Source organism: Variovorax sp. DAIF25 (assembly GCF_050711835.1).
Lineage (GTDB): Bacteria > Pseudomonadota > Gammaproteobacteria > Burkholderiales > Burkholderiaceae_C > Variovorax.
Window position 1 is genome coordinate 6,993,383 of sequence record NZ_CP136636.1, and the last position, 15,284, is coordinate 7,008,666.

The window sequence follows — 15,284 nt, forward strand, 5'->3', positions numbered from 1 at the left end:
TTCACGCTGAGCCTGTCGAAGCGCCGCGCGAGGCTTCGACTGGCTCAGCCCGAACGGGTGTTGATCCGCTCAGGCCGTTGCCTCGACCCACTGCCCCATGCGCTCCAGGAACGGCGACAGCTGTGCCGCGCCCCAGCGCAGCGGCAGCGCGCCGGGCCGGCGCAGCACCTGCTGCACGCGCAGCCGCAGCAGCCGCTCGGCGCCCTCGAAGGACGCGAGCTCGGGTCCGTCGATCACGATCTCGGCCGTGGCCGCGACATGCAGCATCTCGCCGCTGTCGAAGTCGACGAACAACAGGCCCGCGCGCGGATAGGCCAGCAGGTTGCCGAAGGTGTTGAAGAAGCGGTTGCCCGTGAAGTCGGGCACCGTCAGCACGCCGCCGCCGATGTCGTCCACGCGCACGAAGCCGGGCCGGCCGCCGCGGTGCGAGACGTCGACGCCGCGCGCGCTGACATCGACCTCGTCGCCCTCGATGGCCGCGCTCGCGGGATGGGCGCTGGCGATGAACAGCGTATCGGCGCGCCGGATCAGCGCGCGTGCCGCGTCGTCGAGGCCATCGAGCCATTGCGCCGCCGCGGGCGCCGAGGCCGGCGGCCGGTAGGCGGGCTCGCGCGCCTGGATGTACTTCGGGCAGTTGCCGAAGCTCTGCTGCACCTCGAGCGTGAAGCCCGCCGCGTCGAGCGCCTCGACCGTGCCGTTCATGCGGTTGCGCCGCCGCGTGTGCGGCTGGATGCCGAGCAGCCCGAGCGTCGCGCCGTCGCGCAGCGAGGCCGCGAGCGGATCGCCGGCATCGGGCAGCGCATCGATGCGCAGGTGCGTCGGGTCGGGCGAATGCGCGAAGCCGGCCGGCGCGGCCAGCATGCTGGCCCAGGGCTGGCCCTGCGCGTCGATGCTGCCGGTGACCAGGAAGGGCAGCAGCGCGAAGAAGTCGCGGTGCTGGTCGGGCATGAAGTCGCGGATCACGCGCGAGCCGGCCGCGGCCATGACCTCGCGCGAGCCGGCCTGCAGCTGCATCGCGCGTTCGCCGGCGTGGAAGGGAACATCGATCATGGCGGACCTCCGCGAGTTTCTTCAGTGAGGGCGGGCGCGATCAGGCGGCCAGCGCGACGGGCGAGCGCACCATCGGCACGAAGCCCGGCAGCGCCTCGACGCGCGCGAGCCATTGCCGCACGTGGGGATAGGGATCGAGCGACACGCCGCCCTCGGGCGCATGGGCCACGTAGGCGTAGTTCGCGATGTCGGCCAGCGTGGCCGACTCGCCCACCAGGAAGGGCCGGGCCGCGAGGTGCTGCTCCATCACCTCGAACAGCGCATGGGCGCGCTTGCGCACCTCGCTCGGATCGTCGGGCCGGCCGAACAGCGCGAACACGCGCGCGGCCGCCGGCCCGAAGGCGAGCTGGCCCGCCGCCACCGAGAACCAGCGCTGCACCTGCGCCGCGCCGAAGGCATCGCGCGGCATCCAGCGGCCGGGATCGGCCGCATAGCGCTCGTTGAGGTAGACCAGGATCGCGTTCGAATCGGCGAGCGTGAGTTCGCCGTCCTCGATCACCGGCACCTGGCCGAAGGCGTTGCGCGCCAGGAACTCGGGCGTGCGGTTGGCGCGGGTGCGCATGTCGATCTCGATCGCCTCGAAGGGCAGGCCCAGCAGCGACAGGAACAGGCGCACGCGGTGCACGTGGCCCGAGATCGGCGTGCCGTAGAGCTTGATGAACTGGGCCGGTTGGCGGGAAGCGGTCATGGTCGGAATCCTCGAAGTGGTGGCGTCGGAATGGATTCTTCTCTCTTGCGTCGATCGAAGGAATACACGTCATCGGATTTGACTGCTGCGTTTTTCGGATTAATCCGATCTAATCGCCCGATGGATCGCTTCAAGGCCATGCAGACCTTCGTGCAGATTGCCGACCAGGGCAGCCTGACCCGCGCCGCCGAGGCGCTCGGCACCTCGCTGCCCGCGGTGGTGCGCGCGCTCGCCGCGCTCGAGGCGCACCTGGGCGTGCGGCTGTTCCACCGCACCACGCGGCGGCTGTCGCTGACCGAGGAAGGCAGCCACTACCTGCCCGCCGCGCGCGAGGTGCTGCTGGCAGCCGACGCCGCCGACCTCGCGCTGCAGGCCGAGGCGCGCGAGCCCGAGGGCCGGCTCACGATCACCGCGCCGGTGCTGTTCGGCCACATGTACGTGGCGCCCGCGATCACGCGCTTCATGCAGCGCCACGAACGCGTGCGCTGCAGCGTGCTGCTGTACGACCGCACGGTGAACCTGCTCGAGGAAGGCATCGACGTGGGCATCCGCATCGGCAGCCTGGAAGACTCCTCGCTGGTCGCGCAGACGCTCGGCAGCATCCGCCGCGTGGTGGCCGTGAGCCCCGCCTACCTGAAGCGCCACGGCACGCCGCGCCACCCACGCGACCTGGCCGGCGCGCCCGCGGTGCGCGGCCGGCTCGATGCGCCCGCGCAATGGAGTTTCCACGAAGGCAGCCGCACGATCCATGTCGCGACCGTCACGCGGCTCGAGTTCAACCACCTCGCGCCGGCCGTCGAGGCCTGCGCCGCGGGCATGGGCTTCGGCACCTTCTTCTCCTACCAGGTGCTGCCGCTGGTGGCGCAGGGCCGGCTCGCGCTGGTGCTCGAGGACTTCGAGCCGCCGCCGCGGCCGGTCAGCGTGATCTATCCGAACGCGCGGCTGCTGCCGGCGCGCACGCGCGCCTTCATCGACTGGATGAAGGACGAGTTCACCGGGCTGCGGATGTAGCTCGGGGGCTCAGGGCGCCTCGGGCGGCAGCGGCCGGCCGTCGCACAGCCGCTCGGCGTCGTTGACCATGCCGCGCACCGCTTCCTCGAGGCCGAGGTTCAGCACCGCCATGAACTCGCCGTTGGCGCTGGCCCAGTTGGCGCGCGTGCCCATGCCGTGGTACTGGCGCGAGACGGTGGCGCCGCCCGGCAGCCGGTAGTCGACCTTGATCGCCACGTGCGACACCAGGTTGAGGTCGACCGACCAGGCATGCGCGAGCCGCAGCGAGACCTCGGCGCCGAGCTGGCGGCGCGCCAGGCCCGCGGCCGGCGGCACGGCCGCGAGCGTGTCGAAGCCGTAGCGGCGCGTGGCCAGCAGCGCGTCGCGCACCCAGGGCACGGCATCGCCGCCGCGCAGCGACTCCACGCGGCGCGGCGTGGCATGCACCGTCGGCAGCATGCGCGTGAGGTTGCCCATGTGGCTCTTGTTGCGGCGGATGTCGTCGACGCGCGCGAGGAACAAGGTGCAGCGCTGCGCGATGCGGAACGCCAGCACCGGCGCCTCGTCGGGCCGCTGCCCGGGCTCGGGCGAGGACTCGAAGACCATGCTCAGCGGCTCGTTCTCGTCGACCGCGTGCGCCAACGGCGTCAGCGCGCCGGCCAGCAGCACGAGCACGGCGGCGCGATGGAAGCGAAGGCGCGTCATGGCACGGTGCTCCGGATCGAATACAGCGCCTTGTCCTCGTCGCGGAACAGCACGCGCGGCGGACCGGCCTGCGTGTCCTCGATGCCCTGGCCGCCGATCACGACCCAGGTGCCGTTGACGTTGAAGCGCCCGGTCTTCACCGGCCCCGAGCGCGCGCCCGCGATGTCGAGCGCGAACAGGCGCATCGTCTGCATCACCGAGTCGCGCATCACGGCGCGCAGCGCCTGCCCATCGTTGGCGACCAGCCGCCGCACCACCGTGGGCCGCGTGCCGCCGCCGATCGGCGACTGGTAGATCGCGCCCGCGCGGTAGACCGGCTCGCTGCCGCCGTCCTGCCACAGCAGCGCGGTGGTGCGCGTGGTGAAGGCGCCGAGCCCCGGCTCGAGCGCGTACTGCAGCAGCAGCACGAGATAGGCGGGCCCGTTGCGCGTGGCCGCGATGCGCGCCTCGTGCTGCGCCTTGGGCGGCATCGCGGGCAGCACCTGCGCCGAGGCGATGCGCAGCGGCGGATAGAGGCCGGTGGCACCGATCTCGCCGAGCGCGATGCCGGCCTCGGTGCGGTAGTCGTAGTCGAGCAGCGGCCCGACCGTGGCGCCGACCTCGGCGCTCATCTCCTTCTGCCGCGCCTGCTGCACCGAGGAGTCGATCAGCGCGCCGATCATGCCGCCGCCGAGCGCCGCGGCCGCACCGGGCGGCTGGGCCGAGAACATGAAGCTCTCCTGCGCGACCACCACGCGCACGTCGACCTCGGGCAGCTTCGCGCGCTCCGCCGCGCCGATCGAACGATGGAAGGGCGCGCAGGCCGCGAGCAGCGCGATGCACAGCACGAGCAGCAGCGCGCGCCAGGGCCGCGACGCGGTCGCTGCCGTCATAGGCCGCGGACCCGGAAGAAGAAGGAAGTGCACGGCCTGTGGCTTGTCTGCATGGAAGGTCGGACGAAAGAATGCGTGGACGGACTGCGGCCAGGGCCGGCAAAGCCGCGATTGTGTCTCGCTCGCGCGCGCCATGGGCTCGCGGTGAACCCTGGTCCCCCGACGGACGGCGCCGCGCGCGGGCCTGCGTCAGAATCGTCGCGTTCCGCGGTCCTCCCTGTCTTCCTCTTTCTGGTCCCGCCCGTGTACTCCTCCTCCCAAGCTGCCTCCCCTCCCTCGCCGGCCGCCGCGCCCGCCGCGCCGCTCTTTCGCGTGGCGAACCTGCGCAAGCGCTACGGCGACACCACGGTGGTCGACGATCTCTCGTTCGACATCGCGCCCGGCGAATGCCTGGGCGTGATCGGCCCGAACGGCGCCGGCAAGACCACCACCATCCGCATGTGCCTGGGCCTCACCGCGCCCGACGGCGGCAGCATCGAGGCGCTGGGCCTGCAGATGCCGCGCGACGCGCTCGCGATCAAGGCGCAGCTCGGCGTGGTGTCGCAGTTCGACACCCTCGACCCCGACTTCAGCTGCGCCGAGAACCTCGTGGTCTACGGCCGCTACTTCGGCTTCGCGAAGAAGCAGGTGCGCGAGCGCGTGCCGCAGCTGCTCGAGTTCGCGGCGCTCTCGCACAAGGCCGATGCCAAGCCCGGCGAGCTCTCGGGCGGCATGCGGCGCCGGCTCTCGCTGGCGCGCGCGCTGGTCAACGACCCCAAGCTGCTGCTGCTCGACGAGCCCACCACCGGCCTCGACCCGCAGGCGCGCCACCTGATGTGGGAGCGCCTGCAGGTGCTGCTGCAGCAGGGCAAGTCGATCCTGCTGACCACCCATTTCATGGACGAGGCCGAGCGCCTGTGCTCGCGCCTGCTGGTGCTCGACCACGGCCGCAAGATCGCCGAGGGCCGCCCGCGCGACCTGATCGCCGAGCACCTCGAGCCCGACGTGGTCGAGGTCTACGGCAACGGCGCGCTCGCGCTGGCGAACGTCGACGCACTGCGCGCCCTGGCCGCGCGCGTGGAGGTCAGCGGCGAGACGGTGTTCTTCTACACGCAGGACGCGCGCCGCCTGCTCGAGGCGCTGTCGCAGCACCCGGGCCTGCGCACCTTCCACCGGCCCGCGAATCTCGAGGACCTGTTCCTCAAGCTCACGGGGCGGCAGATTCGCGAGGACGGCTGACGCCTGTGACGCGCCACGCCACGAGAACATCAGAGACCCCCACCGATCGCATCGCATGACCACCCCGACCCTCGCCACCGAGCCCTCCTCCTCTTCTTCACCACCTTCGCCTTCCGCGTGGCGGCCGCCGCAGCTGTCGATGCGCTGGTGGCCCGTGTTCCTGCGCAACCTGCTGGTGTGGCGCAAGCTCGCGATCCCGAGCCTGATCGGCAACATCGCCGAGCCGCTGATCTGGCTCGTGGCCTTCGGCTACGGCATGGGCGCGCTGGTGGGGCAGGTGAGCGTGGGCGAGACGAAGGTGCCCTACATCCTGTTCCTGGCGAGCGGCTCGATCTGCATGAGCGCGATGAACGCGGCCTCGTTCGAGGCGCTGTATTCGGCCTTCTCGCGCATGCACGTGCAGAAGACCTGGGACGGGATCATGAACGCGCCGGTGGGGCTCGACGACATCGTGCTGGCGGAGATGCTGTGGGCGGCGTTCAAGTCGATCTTCACGGTGACGGCGATCCTGTTCGTGATGCTGGGGCTGGGGATCAGCCACAGTCCGAAGCTGTTCGTGGCGTGGCTGGTGCTGGCTGGGGCGGGGGTCACGTTTTCATCGATCGCGCTGATCTTCAATGCGATGGCGAAGGGGTATGACTTCTTCACCTACTACTTCACCTTGTTCATGACGCCGATGATGTTCTTGAGTGGGGTGTTCTTTCCGCTCGAGCAACTGCCTGGGGCTGTGCAGGTGGTGGCTGGGTGGTTGCCGTTGGCTAATGCTGTGGCGTTGGTTCGGCCTTTGTTCATGGATCAGTGGCCTGTGGGGTGGGGGCGGCATGCTTGTGTGCTGGTTGTGTATGCGGGGGTGGCGTTTTGGGTGGCGTTGGCTTTGACTCGGAAGAGGTTCAGGGCTTGATTGGCGTTGATCTTTTTGCCTAGGGCTTGCTTTTGGTTAGGCCGTCGGCCGGGTCCCGCCCCGGCGGGCGGCTCACTTTCTTTGTCTCGCTGTATGGACCGGGCACATGGTGGACAGGTGTGCGAGGACATGGTGGACACCATCGGGCGTATCGCCCGATCGGAAGACGACCATGCCCTGGAGCACCCGAGACACCATGAGCCTGAGAGAAGAGTTCGTTGCCCTGGCACGCCAGGAAGGTGCCAACCGGCGTGAGCTGTGCCGGCGCTTCGGCATCAGCCCGCAGACCGGCTACAAATGGCTCGCACGCAGTGCCACGCTGGGTGCCGCCGGCCTGGGCGATGCCAGTCGCCGCCCACACAACAGTCCCGGCGAGACCTCGCCCGAGCTTCAACAATCCATCGTTTCGCTGCGCCAGCAGCACCCTGCATGGGGCGCACGCAAGCTCGCACGGCGCCTGAGTGACCTCGGACAGGGTTGCCTGGCTCCGAGCACCGTCAACTCCATCCTCAAGCGCCACGGCCTCATCAGCGCCCAGGCCAGCAGTGCGGCCACCGCCTGGCAGCGCTTCGAGCACGAGGCGCCCAACAGCCTCTGGCAGATCGACTTCAAGGGCTACGTGTCCACCGCAGCGGGGCCCTGCCATCCGCTGACGCTGCTGGACGACCACTCCCGTTACAACCTGGCCCTGCGCGCCTGTGCCCGCCAGCAAACGGCCAGCGTGAAGGAGCAGTTGCAGGACGTCTTCTCCCGCTACGGTCTGCCGGTGCGCATCAATGCGGACAACGGCGCACCCTGGGGCAGTCCGCGCGAGCCGGGCCAGCTCAGCGAACTCGCGCTGTGGCTCATCCGCCTGGGCGTGCGGGTGAGCTTCAGCAGCCCTTATCACCCGCAGACCAACGGCAAGGACGAGCGCTTCCATCGCAGCCTGAAGGCGGAGTTGCTGGTCGGGCGCAGCTTCCAGGATCTGGCGCAGGCGCAGCAGCAGTTCGATCGCTGGAGGCGTATCTACAACCATGAGCGCCCGCATCAGGCGCTGGGCATGAACACCCCGGCGAGCCGGTACCGCGCCAGCGAGAGGGCCTATCCGAGGACGCTGCCACCGCTCGAGTACGGCCCGAACGACACGGTGGTGAAGGTCGGCTGGCTGGGGGAGGTGCGCTTCAAGAGCAAGCGCTTCAAGGTGTCCGCAGCACTCAAGGACCACGAGATCGCGCTGCGCGCGCAGCCCGGGCGAGAGGGCTGCTACGACGTCTACTTCGTGCACCACAAGCTGCGCGAGATCGACCTGCGCGAGGCCTGAACCACCATGCAGAATGTGTCCACCATGTCCTCGCACATGTGTCACCCATGTCTCCGGTCCATACATCTCGCCAAAGAAAGTAAGCAAAGAAAGGCGACCCCGCTGTCTGTGTCCCTCCGCTTCGCTACGGGCAACCTGCGGTGCTCGGAGAAAGCGGGGGTCCGCAGAACTCGCTCCACTTCGTTGCGCTCAGACAGCTGCGGCCCTTATCCCGCTTTCTCCTGCGCTCCTCGGCACAGCCAGAGGGGATTAGGGTCAACGCGCCGTGGCGCGTCCTTGTGTGTGGGGTGTGTGCGAGCGCGTAAGCCTTGGGTCTTCCACCCCGGCCGAGCAACGCGAAGGCCCGTTGGGTCTTGGTGGCCGAGCGCAGCGACGGCCCGAACCACCCCTCTGGCTGCGCCGAGGAGCGCAGCGTTTCGCGGATAAGGGCTCGCAGCTGTTTGAGCGAAGCGAGTTCTGCGAGACCCCGCGAAACGCGAGCACCGCAGGTTGCCCGTAGCGAAGCGGAGGGTCGCAGACAGTGGGTCGCCTTTTCTTTGGTTACTTTCTTTTGGCGAAGCAAAAGAAAGTGACTCGCCCGCCGGGGCGAGACCCGGCCAACGGCCTAACCACAAGAGACAGCACCTTAAGAAAACCCAAACCCCTGTCTCACCAGCGACCAATTCCCCCTCCACATTCCCTAGACTCCCCCGCGCGCCTCAAACAACGCCGAACAAAGAGAAGAGAGAAGGAGACCCCGTGCCCACCTGCCCCCTGTTCCGTCGCTTCGCGATCGCCACCACGGCCGTCTGGCTCGCCGCCTGCAGCACGACAACAACGACAACGAGCCAACCGTCAACGCCCCCAGCAGTCGCACAGACACCAGAGCCGGCACCCGTACCGTCCCCACCCCTCATCACCACAAGACCCACAGCCTGGCACCCCCCAGAACCCCTGGTCCCCCCCTCCTCCTTCTCCGGCGTCCACGGCCTCGCCATCGACCAGAAGGGCCGCCTGCTAGCAGGCTCGGTCCTGGGAAACACCCTCTGGGAAGTCGACAGAAAAACAGGTGCAGCCAAGATCCTGATCGACGCCCCCGAAGGCCAATCCGACGACATCGCCATCGGCCCCCAAGGCGAGATGGCCTGGACCAACTACCTCATGGGCATGCTGCGCTACCGCGAGAACGACACCGCCCCCATGCGCGTCCTCGCCAAGGACCTGCCCGGCCTCAACTCGCTGGCCTTCGACCCGCGCAACGGCAAGCTCTACGCCTCGCAGGTGTTCCTCGGCGACGCGCTGTGGGAGATCGACCGCGCGGGCCAGAAGCCGCCGCGGCTGATCCGCAAGGACATGGGCGGCTTCAACGGCTTCGAGGTCGGGCCCGACGGCATGCTCTACGGGCCACTGTGGTTCAAGAACCAGGTGGTGAAGATCGATCCGGCCGACGGGCGCATCACGCCGATCGCCGACGGCTTCCAGATCCCGGCCGCGGCCAACCTCGACGGCAAGGGCAACCTCTGGGTGGTCGACGCGCGCAGCGGCGAGCTCGTGAAGGTCGAGCTCGCCACCGGCCGCAAGACGGTCGCGAAGCAGCTCAAGCCCTCGCTCGACAACCTCGCGATCGCGCCCGAAGGCACGATCTACATCTCGAACATGGCCGACAACGAGGTCATGGCCTTCGAGCCCGCCACCGGCGAGCTGCGCACGCTCACCGGCGGCAAGCTCGCGGTGCCGGCCGGCATGAAGCTCGACGGCAACGACCTCTGGGTCGCCGACGTGTTCGGCTTTCGGCGGGTGGACGTGCGCAACGGCGAGGTGCGCGACGTGTTCCGCATGCAGCGCGAACCCGAGCTCGAGTACCCGTTCGCGGTCGGGCTCTCGGCGCGGCTGTTCGCGCTGAGCTCGTGGTTCACGGGCACGGTGCAGCTGGTCGACCGGCAGACGCTGAAGACGGTGGAGACGATCCATGGCCTGAAGGCGCCGTTCGATGCGATCCCGATGCCCGACGGCAGCGTGATCTACGCCGAGATCGCCACCGGCAGCATCACGCGCGCGAGCGGCGCGAAGTTCGCCGAGCGGCAGGTGATCGCGAGCGGGCTCAACGGGCCGGTGCAGATGGTGATCGGCCGCGACGGCGCGCTCTACGTCACCGAGGCGGCCGGCAAGCTGCTGCGCATCCCGCTCGACGCCAGCGCGCCGCTGCGCACCATCGCCGACAAGCTCGCGCTGCCCGAGGGCCTGGCGCAGACGCCCTGGGGCAGCTTCGTGGTGGCCGAGAGCGCGGCGCGGCGGCTGGTGGAGATCGACCCGGCCGATGGCTCGCGCCGCACCATCGCCGAGAACCTGCCGATCGGGCTGGCGCCCGGGCCCGGACTGCCGCCGCCCTACGTGGTGACCGGCGTGGCGGTCGGGCCCGACGGCACGGTCTACATGGCGGCGGACCGGAACAACGCGATATACCGGATCCGGCCTCAGCGCTGAAAAATTAAGAGAAAAGTAATCTAAACAGAATTGTAAAAAACCAGTTTACTTTTAAAAACAAACATTACAAACTCGCCCGGAACGGTCCGGTACCACCGATTTCCGGGGGCGAGCGGTGCCGTTTTGCTGTCGAAAGGACAACCATGACACCGCTCGTCGCAGGCCAGCTGCTGTCGCCCGAATACTCGCTGGGGCTGGTGGCACTGTCGTACTTCATTTCCTTCGCCGGCTCGCTGACCGCGCTGATCTGCGCCGGGCGCATGGTCGGCGCCGACGGCCGCCCGAACCTCGCGGCCGTGGCCTGTGCGGCGGTGGCGCTCGGCGGCATCGGCATCTGGTCGATGCACTTCATCGGCATGCTGGCGTACCGGCTGCCAATCTCGATCGCCTACAACATGCCGCTGACCGTGGTCTCGCTGGTGGCCGCGATCCTGATCTCGGGCATCGCGCTCTACCTCGCGGGCGGGCGCCGCAAGTTCAGCCGCGCTGGCTGGCTCGCGGGCAGCCTGCTGGCGGGCCTGGGCGTGTGCGTGATGCACTACATGGGCATGTTCGCGATGAACATGCGCGCGTCGATGCAGTTCGACCCGATGGCGGTCGGGCTGTCGGTGCTGATCGCCATCAGCGCCGCCGCCGCCGCGCTGTGGCTGGCCTTCAACGTGCGCAAGCTGAGCCTGCAGATCGGCGCCGCGGCCGTGATGGGCCTGGCGGTCTGCACCATGCACTACGTGGGCATGAGCGCGGCCACCATGGTCTGCACCGCCGCCGCCCCGGTCGATGCGCTCGCCATCGGCGGCAGCTACATGGGCCTCACGGTGTTCGGCACGGCCGGCGCGGTGCTGATCTTCATCTACTGGGTGCTCACCGGCAACAGCATCGAGTCGCCGATCTCGGCCGCCTCGAACGCGCGGCCGGCACCGGCCACCGCGCGCCGCGCGCGCACCAGCTAGTTGGCGCAAGCCCCACGGCCGGGGCGCGCCTAGAGTTCCTGCGATCGGGGCCGGGAGCGCCCCGCCCGCTGGGACACCATGCACTACACGCACGAACACCTCGAGATCCAGAAGACCCTGCGCCGCTTCATCGACGAGGAGATCAATCCGCACGTCGACGAGTGGGAGGCGGCCGAGACCTTCCCCGCGCACGAGGTCTTCAAGAAGCTCGGCAACCTCGGCCTGCTGGGCCTCAACAAGCCCGAGGCCTACGGCGGCGCCGGCCTCGACTACTCGTACGCGATGGCGCTGGCCGAGGCGCTGGGCCACGTGAGCTGCGGCGGCGTGCCGATGGCGATCGGCGTGCAGACCGACATGTGCACCCCCGCGCTCGCGCGCTTCGGCAGCGACGAACTGCGCCGCGAGTTCCTCGCGCCGGCGATCGCGGGCGATACCGTGGGCTGCATCGGCGTGTCCGAACCGGGCGCGGGCAGCGACGTGGCGGGGCTCAAGAGCCATGCGCGCAAGGATGGCGACGACTACCTCATCAGCGGCCAGAAGATGTGGATCACCAACAGCCTGCAGGCCGACTGGATGTGCATGCTGGTCAACACCGGCGACGGCCCGGTGCACCGCAACAAGTCGCTGGTGATCGTGCCGATGGACAGCCCCGGCATCGAGAAGGCGAAGAAGATCCGCAAGATCGGCATGCACTCGAGCGACACCGGCCTGATCTACTTCGACAACGTGCGCGTGCCGCAGCGCTACCGCATCGGCGAGGAAGGCCAGGGCTTCGTCTACCAGATGCAGCAGTTCCAGGAAGAGCGGCTGTGGTGCGCGGCCAGCTCGCTCGAGCCGATGGACGACTGCATCGCGCAGACCATCGAATGGGCCCAGCAGCGCAAGCTTTTCGGCGGCACGCTGGCCGACCAGCAGTGGGTGCAGTTCAAGCTGGCCGAGCTCAAGACCGAGGTCGAGGCGCTGCGCGCGCTGACCTACCGCGCCTGCGACCTGCACGTGCAGGGCCAGGACGTGACCGAGCTGGCCTCGATGGCCAAGCTCAAGACCGGCCGGCTCACGCGCGAGGTGGCCGACACCTGCCTGCAGTTCTGGGGCGGCATGGGCTTCACGCTCGAGAACCGCGTCTCGCGGCTGTACCGCGACGGCCGCCTGGCCTCGATCGGCGGCGGCGCCGACGAGGTGATGCTCGGCATCCTCGCGAAGACCATGGGCATCGCGAAGCGGCCGCCGCGCGACTGAAGCCGGAGCGCCGCCAGCGGAAAACTGTTCTCCAGCGGCGACGCGGTCTTTCGCGCCGCGCCTGCATACCATCGTCCGCACGCCGCGGGCTCCTTCCCTGCCCCGCGGCAGCTGGAGCCCTCGCGTGATCTTCGTCTTCCACCTGCTCGACAAACCCGGCTCGGCCGCCCTGCGCGAAGAGATCCGGCCCGCCCACAAGGCCTACCTCGGCGCGGTCGCCGAGCGCATCGCCTTCGCCGGCCCGCTGCTCGCGGACGATGGGCAGGCCATGCTCGGCAGCCTGCTCGCGATCGACTTCGACCACCGCGAGGCCGCCGAACGGTGGCTGGCCGGCGAGCCCTTCACGCGCGCCGGCGTCTACGAGACGCGCTCGGTACTGCCGTTCCGCAACCTCTGGCCGCAGAAGGCCGGCTTCCCCGCGCCATGAATGGCACGGCACCCGCGGCCATGTTCAAGCACATCGTGATGTGGGACCTGCGCGCCGACACGCCCGAGCAGAAGGCGCGCGCCACGCAGTTCGTGAAGCAGCAGTTCGAGTCGCTGCGCGGCCAGGTCCCGGGCCTGCTGCGCATCGAGGTCGGCGTCGACTCGAGCCGCGTTGCCTATGCCTGCGACGTGGTGCTCTATTCGGAGTTCGACAGCCAGGCTTCGCTCGACGGCTATGCCACGCATCCGGCGCACCTGCGCGTGCGCGAGGCGCTGGGCGATCTGCGGATCGCGCGGCACCAGGTGGATTTCGCGGCCGCCCCCAGCTGACAGCGGCGCCTCGGCGCTATGCCTGCTCGGCCGCCGACTCCCTGCGCGCCAGCGCCATGCAGAAGCCGCGCACGATCTGCAGCGCGGGCGCCTCGGTGCGGCCCTCGAGCGTGACGAAGGCGAACTGCGCATCGAGCCCGGCCTGCGGCGCCACGGCCAACTCGACCAGTTCGCCGCCGTCGCGCAGCGCGCGCGTGACCGCGAGCACGCCGAGGAAGATCGCGTCGGTGTTGCGCACGGCTTCCACCAGCACGCCGATCTCTTCCGAGGACACCTGCAACCAGCGCTGCGGACTGGCCTCGCTGCCGTAGCGCTCGACCAGGCGGCGCGCGACGTCGTCGCTCACGCGCGTGGAGATCAGCGGAAAGCGCGCGAGCTCGGCGAAGGCCAGCGCGCCCGCCTCGCGCAGGCGCCTTGCCAGCGGATGGCCGCGCCGGCAGACGAAGCCAGAACGCAGGGTGGGCAGCACCTCGATGCGCAGGTCCTCGCTCGGCGAGAGCGCGCGGTAGGTGATCAGCAGCGCATCGATGGCACGCGCGCGCAGCGCCGCGAGCTGCTGCTCGGGCCCGCCGCCATGCAGCTCGAGGCCGACGCGCGGGTAGTCGCGCAGCATGTGGATCAGCAGCGGCGCCGAGAACAGCGCGCCCGGCGCGGCGCCCAGGCCCAGCCGCAACTGGCCCGCCTGCCCGTCGCTCAACAGCGCCGCGGCCCGGCGCAGCTCCTGCGCCTCGCTCGAGATGCGCCGCGCACGCGCCAGCACCATCGCGCCGAAGGGCGTGAGCTCGTTGCGCTTGCCGATGCGGTCGACGAGCGGCATGCCGAGCTCCTGCTCGAGCATCTGGATGCTGCGGCTGAGCGCGGGCTGCGTGAGGTGCACCTTCTCGGAGGCGCGGCTGAAGGAGCCGGTTTCGGCGAGCGCGAGCAAATGCTCGAGTTGCTGCAGGTTCATGGCGTGCCGATCATGAGTCCAGATCATGATAAGCAGAAAAACAATGCATTGGACAGATAGCGGGGCGATTTCTAGCATCCGTCGCGTACTGCTTTCGACCCAAGGAATCGCCCCATGCACGGCTTCTCGCAACGCTTCTCCCGACTGTCGCCCGGGCTGTCCCGCCGCCGCGGCGCCCTGGCGCTCGCCGCGGCCCTCGCCGGTCTTGCGGCCGTGGGCTCCGGCGCCTGGGCGCAGCCCGCGGCCTTTCCCTCGAAGCTGGTCACCTTGATGGTGCCGTACCCGGCCGGCGCGGCCAGCGACTTCACGGCGCGCGCGCTCGCCGAGCCGGTGGCCAAGGCGCTGGGTGGGCAGGTGATCGTCGAGAACCTCGGCGGCGCGGCCGGCGCCATCGCCGCCAACAAGGTGCTCGCGGCACCGGCCGACGGCCACTCCCTGTTCCAGGGCTCGCCCAGCGAGCTGATCCTCTCGGGCATGGTCAACAGGAGCGTGCGCTACCGCCCCGAGGACTTCCAGCTGGTGGCGCCGGTCGCGATCTCGCCGCTGGTGGTGGTGGTCAACGACAAGCTGCCCGCGCGCACGCTCGACGAGCTGGTGGCGCTGGCGCGCACCCGCGGCAAGGACGCGCCGCTGAGCTACGGCTCGACCGGCCCGGGCACGCTCTACCACCTGCTGGGCGAGCTGTTCGCCAAGCGCGCCGGCGCGAACGCCACGCACGTGCCCTACAAGGGCGGCGCGCCGCTGCTGCAGGACCTGCTCGGCGGCCAGATCGACTTCGCCTTCATGCCCTACCAGGCCTTCTATGCCGACTACGCGCGCCAGGGCAAGCTGCGCGTGATCGGCGCGCTCTCGGGCGGCCGCCTGCCGGCGCCGTTCGAGGACGTGCCCTCGAGCGCGGACTCGGTGTCGATGAAGGGCTTCGACTTCAGCATCTGGACCGCCTACGCGGTGAAGAAGGGCACGCCGCAACCGGTGGCCGAGCGGCTCAATGCCGCGATCGAGAGCGGGCTCGCCAATGCCCATGCGCGCGCCCAGCTCGAGGCGCAGGCCAAGACGATCTTCCAGCCGATGAGCCTGGAGGCGGCCGAGAAGTTCTACCGCGCGGAGATCGCGCGCTACCGCGAGCTGGTGCGCACCGTGGGCTACGAGTCGCCCTGAGCGCTGCTGCTTCCTTTTTCTTCCCCCACCCACCGAGAGAGG

Annotated in this window: 15 protein-coding genes; 10 read left to right on the forward strand and 5 right to left on the reverse strand. The window is 69.6% G+C overall.

From position 1 onward, the window contains the following. Positions 1 to 69: 69 nt before the first annotated feature. Both R0232_RS32315 and R0232_RS32320 read right to left on the reverse strand, forming a co-directional pair. Complete coding sequence (locus R0232_RS32315; RefSeq protein WP_431510672.1) at positions 70 to 1,050, reverse strand: pyridoxamine 5'-phosphate oxidase family protein; 981 nt, start codon at positions 1,048 to 1,050, stop codon at positions 70 to 72. 40 nt (positions 1,051 to 1,090) lie between these two features. Beyond that, positions 1,091 to 1,738 carry a glutathione S-transferase family protein gene (locus R0232_RS32320; protein WP_431510673.1) on the reverse strand — a complete coding sequence of 216 codons (648 nt, stop codon included), beginning with the start codon at positions 1,736 to 1,738 and terminating at the stop codon, positions 1,091 to 1,093. Between the two features lie 120 nt (positions 1,739 to 1,858). Between R0232_RS32320 and R0232_RS32325 the strand changes: the two genes are divergently transcribed. Further along, positions 1,859 to 2,749 (forward strand): LysR family transcriptional regulator, encoded by an 891-nt coding sequence (locus tag R0232_RS32325; protein WP_093354140.1) that lies wholly within the window; start codon positions 1,859 to 1,861, stop codon positions 2,747 to 2,749. 9 nt (positions 2,750 to 2,758) lie between these two features. Here the strand turns inward: R0232_RS32325 and R0232_RS32330 are convergent, their stop codons facing one another. Both R0232_RS32330 and R0232_RS32335 read right to left on the reverse strand, forming a co-directional pair. After that, complete coding sequence (locus tag R0232_RS32330) at positions 2,759 to 3,433, reverse strand: hypothetical protein (protein ID WP_431510674.1); 675 nt, start codon at positions 3,431 to 3,433, stop codon at positions 2,759 to 2,761. Beyond that, positions 3,430 to 4,305 (reverse strand): hypothetical protein, encoded by an 876-nt coding sequence (locus tag R0232_RS32335; RefSeq protein ID WP_431510675.1) that lies wholly within the window; start codon positions 4,303 to 4,305, stop codon positions 3,430 to 3,432. The genes R0232_RS32330 and R0232_RS32335 overlap by 4 nt, the downstream gene beginning before the upstream one ends. Before the next feature lie 243 nt (positions 4,306 to 4,548). On the opposite strand from R0232_RS32335, the gene R0232_RS32340 reads away from it, so the two are divergent. The 8 genes from R0232_RS32340 (at position 4,549) to R0232_RS32375 (ending at position 13,135) form a co-directional block, all read left to right on the forward strand. Continuing rightward, positions 4,549 to 5,523, forward strand: a complete 975-nt coding sequence (locus R0232_RS32340) for an ATP-binding cassette domain-containing protein (protein WP_093354132.1) — start codon at positions 4,549 to 4,551, stop codon at positions 5,521 to 5,523. 55 nt (positions 5,524 to 5,578) lie between these two features. Then, positions 5,579 to 6,424: an ABC transporter permease gene (locus R0232_RS32345; RefSeq protein ID WP_431510676.1), complete on the forward strand. Its 846-nt coding sequence runs from the start codon at positions 5,579 to 5,581 to the stop codon at positions 6,422 to 6,424. A gap of 172 nt (positions 6,425 to 6,596) precedes the next feature. After that, a complete protein-coding gene (locus tag R0232_RS32350; protein ID WP_431509459.1) occupies positions 6,597 to 7,727 on the forward strand; it encodes an IS481 family transposase in 1,131 nt (376 codons plus the stop codon). Positions 7,728 to 8,846: 1,119 nt separating this feature from the next. Further along, positions 8,847 to 10,190, forward strand: coding sequence for a hypothetical protein (locus R0232_RS32355; protein WP_431510677.1), 1,344 nt, complete (start codon positions 8,847 to 8,849; stop codon positions 10,188 to 10,190). Positions 10,191 to 10,333: 143 nt separating this feature from the next. Next, positions 10,334 to 11,140 carry an MHYT domain-containing protein gene (locus tag R0232_RS32360; RefSeq protein WP_431510678.1) on the forward strand — a complete coding sequence of 269 codons (807 nt, stop codon included), beginning with the start codon at positions 10,334 to 10,336 and terminating at the stop codon, positions 11,138 to 11,140. 78 nt (positions 11,141 to 11,218) lie between these two features. Then, entirely contained in the window at positions 11,219 to 12,379 is a 1,161-nt protein-coding gene (locus tag R0232_RS32365; RefSeq protein ID WP_093350984.1) for an acyl-CoA dehydrogenase family protein, read from the forward strand. A 124-nt stretch (positions 12,380 to 12,503) separates the two neighbouring features. Continuing rightward, positions 12,504 to 12,806, forward strand: coding sequence for a YciI family protein (locus R0232_RS32370; RefSeq protein WP_431510679.1), 303 nt, complete (start codon positions 12,504 to 12,506; stop codon positions 12,804 to 12,806). Next, on the forward strand, positions 12,803 to 13,135 hold the full coding sequence (locus R0232_RS32375; protein WP_431510680.1) for a Dabb family protein: 333 nt from the start codon (positions 12,803 to 12,805) through the stop codon (positions 13,133 to 13,135). Before R0232_RS32370 ends, R0232_RS32375 begins: the two co-directional genes overlap by 4 nt. 16 nt (positions 13,136 to 13,151) lie before the next feature. On the opposite strand, the gene R0232_RS32380 is transcribed toward R0232_RS32375, so the two are convergent. Further along, positions 13,152 to 14,084, reverse strand: a complete 933-nt coding sequence (locus R0232_RS32380) for a LysR family transcriptional regulator (protein WP_431510681.1) — start codon at positions 14,082 to 14,084, stop codon at positions 13,152 to 13,154. Between the two features lie 114 nt (positions 14,085 to 14,198). On the opposite strand from R0232_RS32380, the gene R0232_RS32385 reads away from it, so the two are divergent. Then, positions 14,199 to 15,242 carry a tripartite tricarboxylate transporter substrate binding protein gene (locus R0232_RS32385; RefSeq protein ID WP_431510682.1) on the forward strand — a complete coding sequence of 348 codons (1,044 nt, stop codon included), beginning with the start codon at positions 14,199 to 14,201 and terminating at the stop codon, positions 15,240 to 15,242. Positions 15,243 to 15,284 lie beyond the last annotated feature (42 nt).

Coding starts and splice junctions, on each gene's coding strand:
- R0232_RS32365 (WP_093350984.1), top strand. CDS start 11,219: ATGCACTACACGCACGAACACCTCGAGATCCAGAAGACCCTGCGCCGC.
- R0232_RS32345 (WP_431510676.1), top strand. CDS start 5,579: ATGACCACCCCGACCCTCGCCACCGAGCCCTCCTCCTCTTCTTCACCA.
- R0232_RS32355 (WP_431510677.1), top strand. CDS start 8,847: ATGGCCTGGACCAACTACCTCATGGGCATGCTGCGCTACCGCGAGAAC.
- R0232_RS32320 (WP_431510673.1), bottom strand. CDS start 1,738: ATGACCGCTTCCCGCCAACCGGCCCAGTTCATCAAGCTCTACGGCACG.
- R0232_RS32375 (WP_431510680.1), top strand. CDS start 12,803: ATGAATGGCACGGCACCCGCGGCCATGTTCAAGCACATCGTGATGTGG.
- R0232_RS32350 (WP_431509459.1), top strand. CDS start 6,597: ATGCCCTGGAGCACCCGAGACACCATGAGCCTGAGAGAAGAGTTCGTT.
- R0232_RS32330 (WP_431510674.1), bottom strand. CDS start 3,433: ATGACGCGCCTTCGCTTCCATCGCGCCGCCGTGCTCGTGCTGCTGGCC.
- R0232_RS32380 (WP_431510681.1), bottom strand. CDS start 14,084: ATGAACCTGCAGCAACTCGAGCATTTGCTCGCGCTCGCCGAAACCGGC.
- R0232_RS32385 (WP_431510682.1), top strand. CDS start 14,199: ATGCACGGCTTCTCGCAACGCTTCTCCCGACTGTCGCCCGGGCTGTCC.
- R0232_RS32360 (WP_431510678.1), top strand. CDS start 10,334: ATGACACCGCTCGTCGCAGGCCAGCTGCTGTCGCCCGAATACTCGCTG.
- R0232_RS32335 (WP_431510675.1), bottom strand. CDS start 4,305: ATGACGGCAGCGACCGCGTCGCGGCCCTGGCGCGCGCTGCTGCTCGTG.
- R0232_RS32315 (WP_431510672.1), bottom strand. CDS start 1,050: ATGATCGATGTTCCCTTCCACGCCGGCGAACGCGCGATGCAGCTGCAG.
- R0232_RS32325 (WP_093354140.1), top strand. CDS start 1,859: ATGGATCGCTTCAAGGCCATGCAGACCTTCGTGCAGATTGCCGACCAG.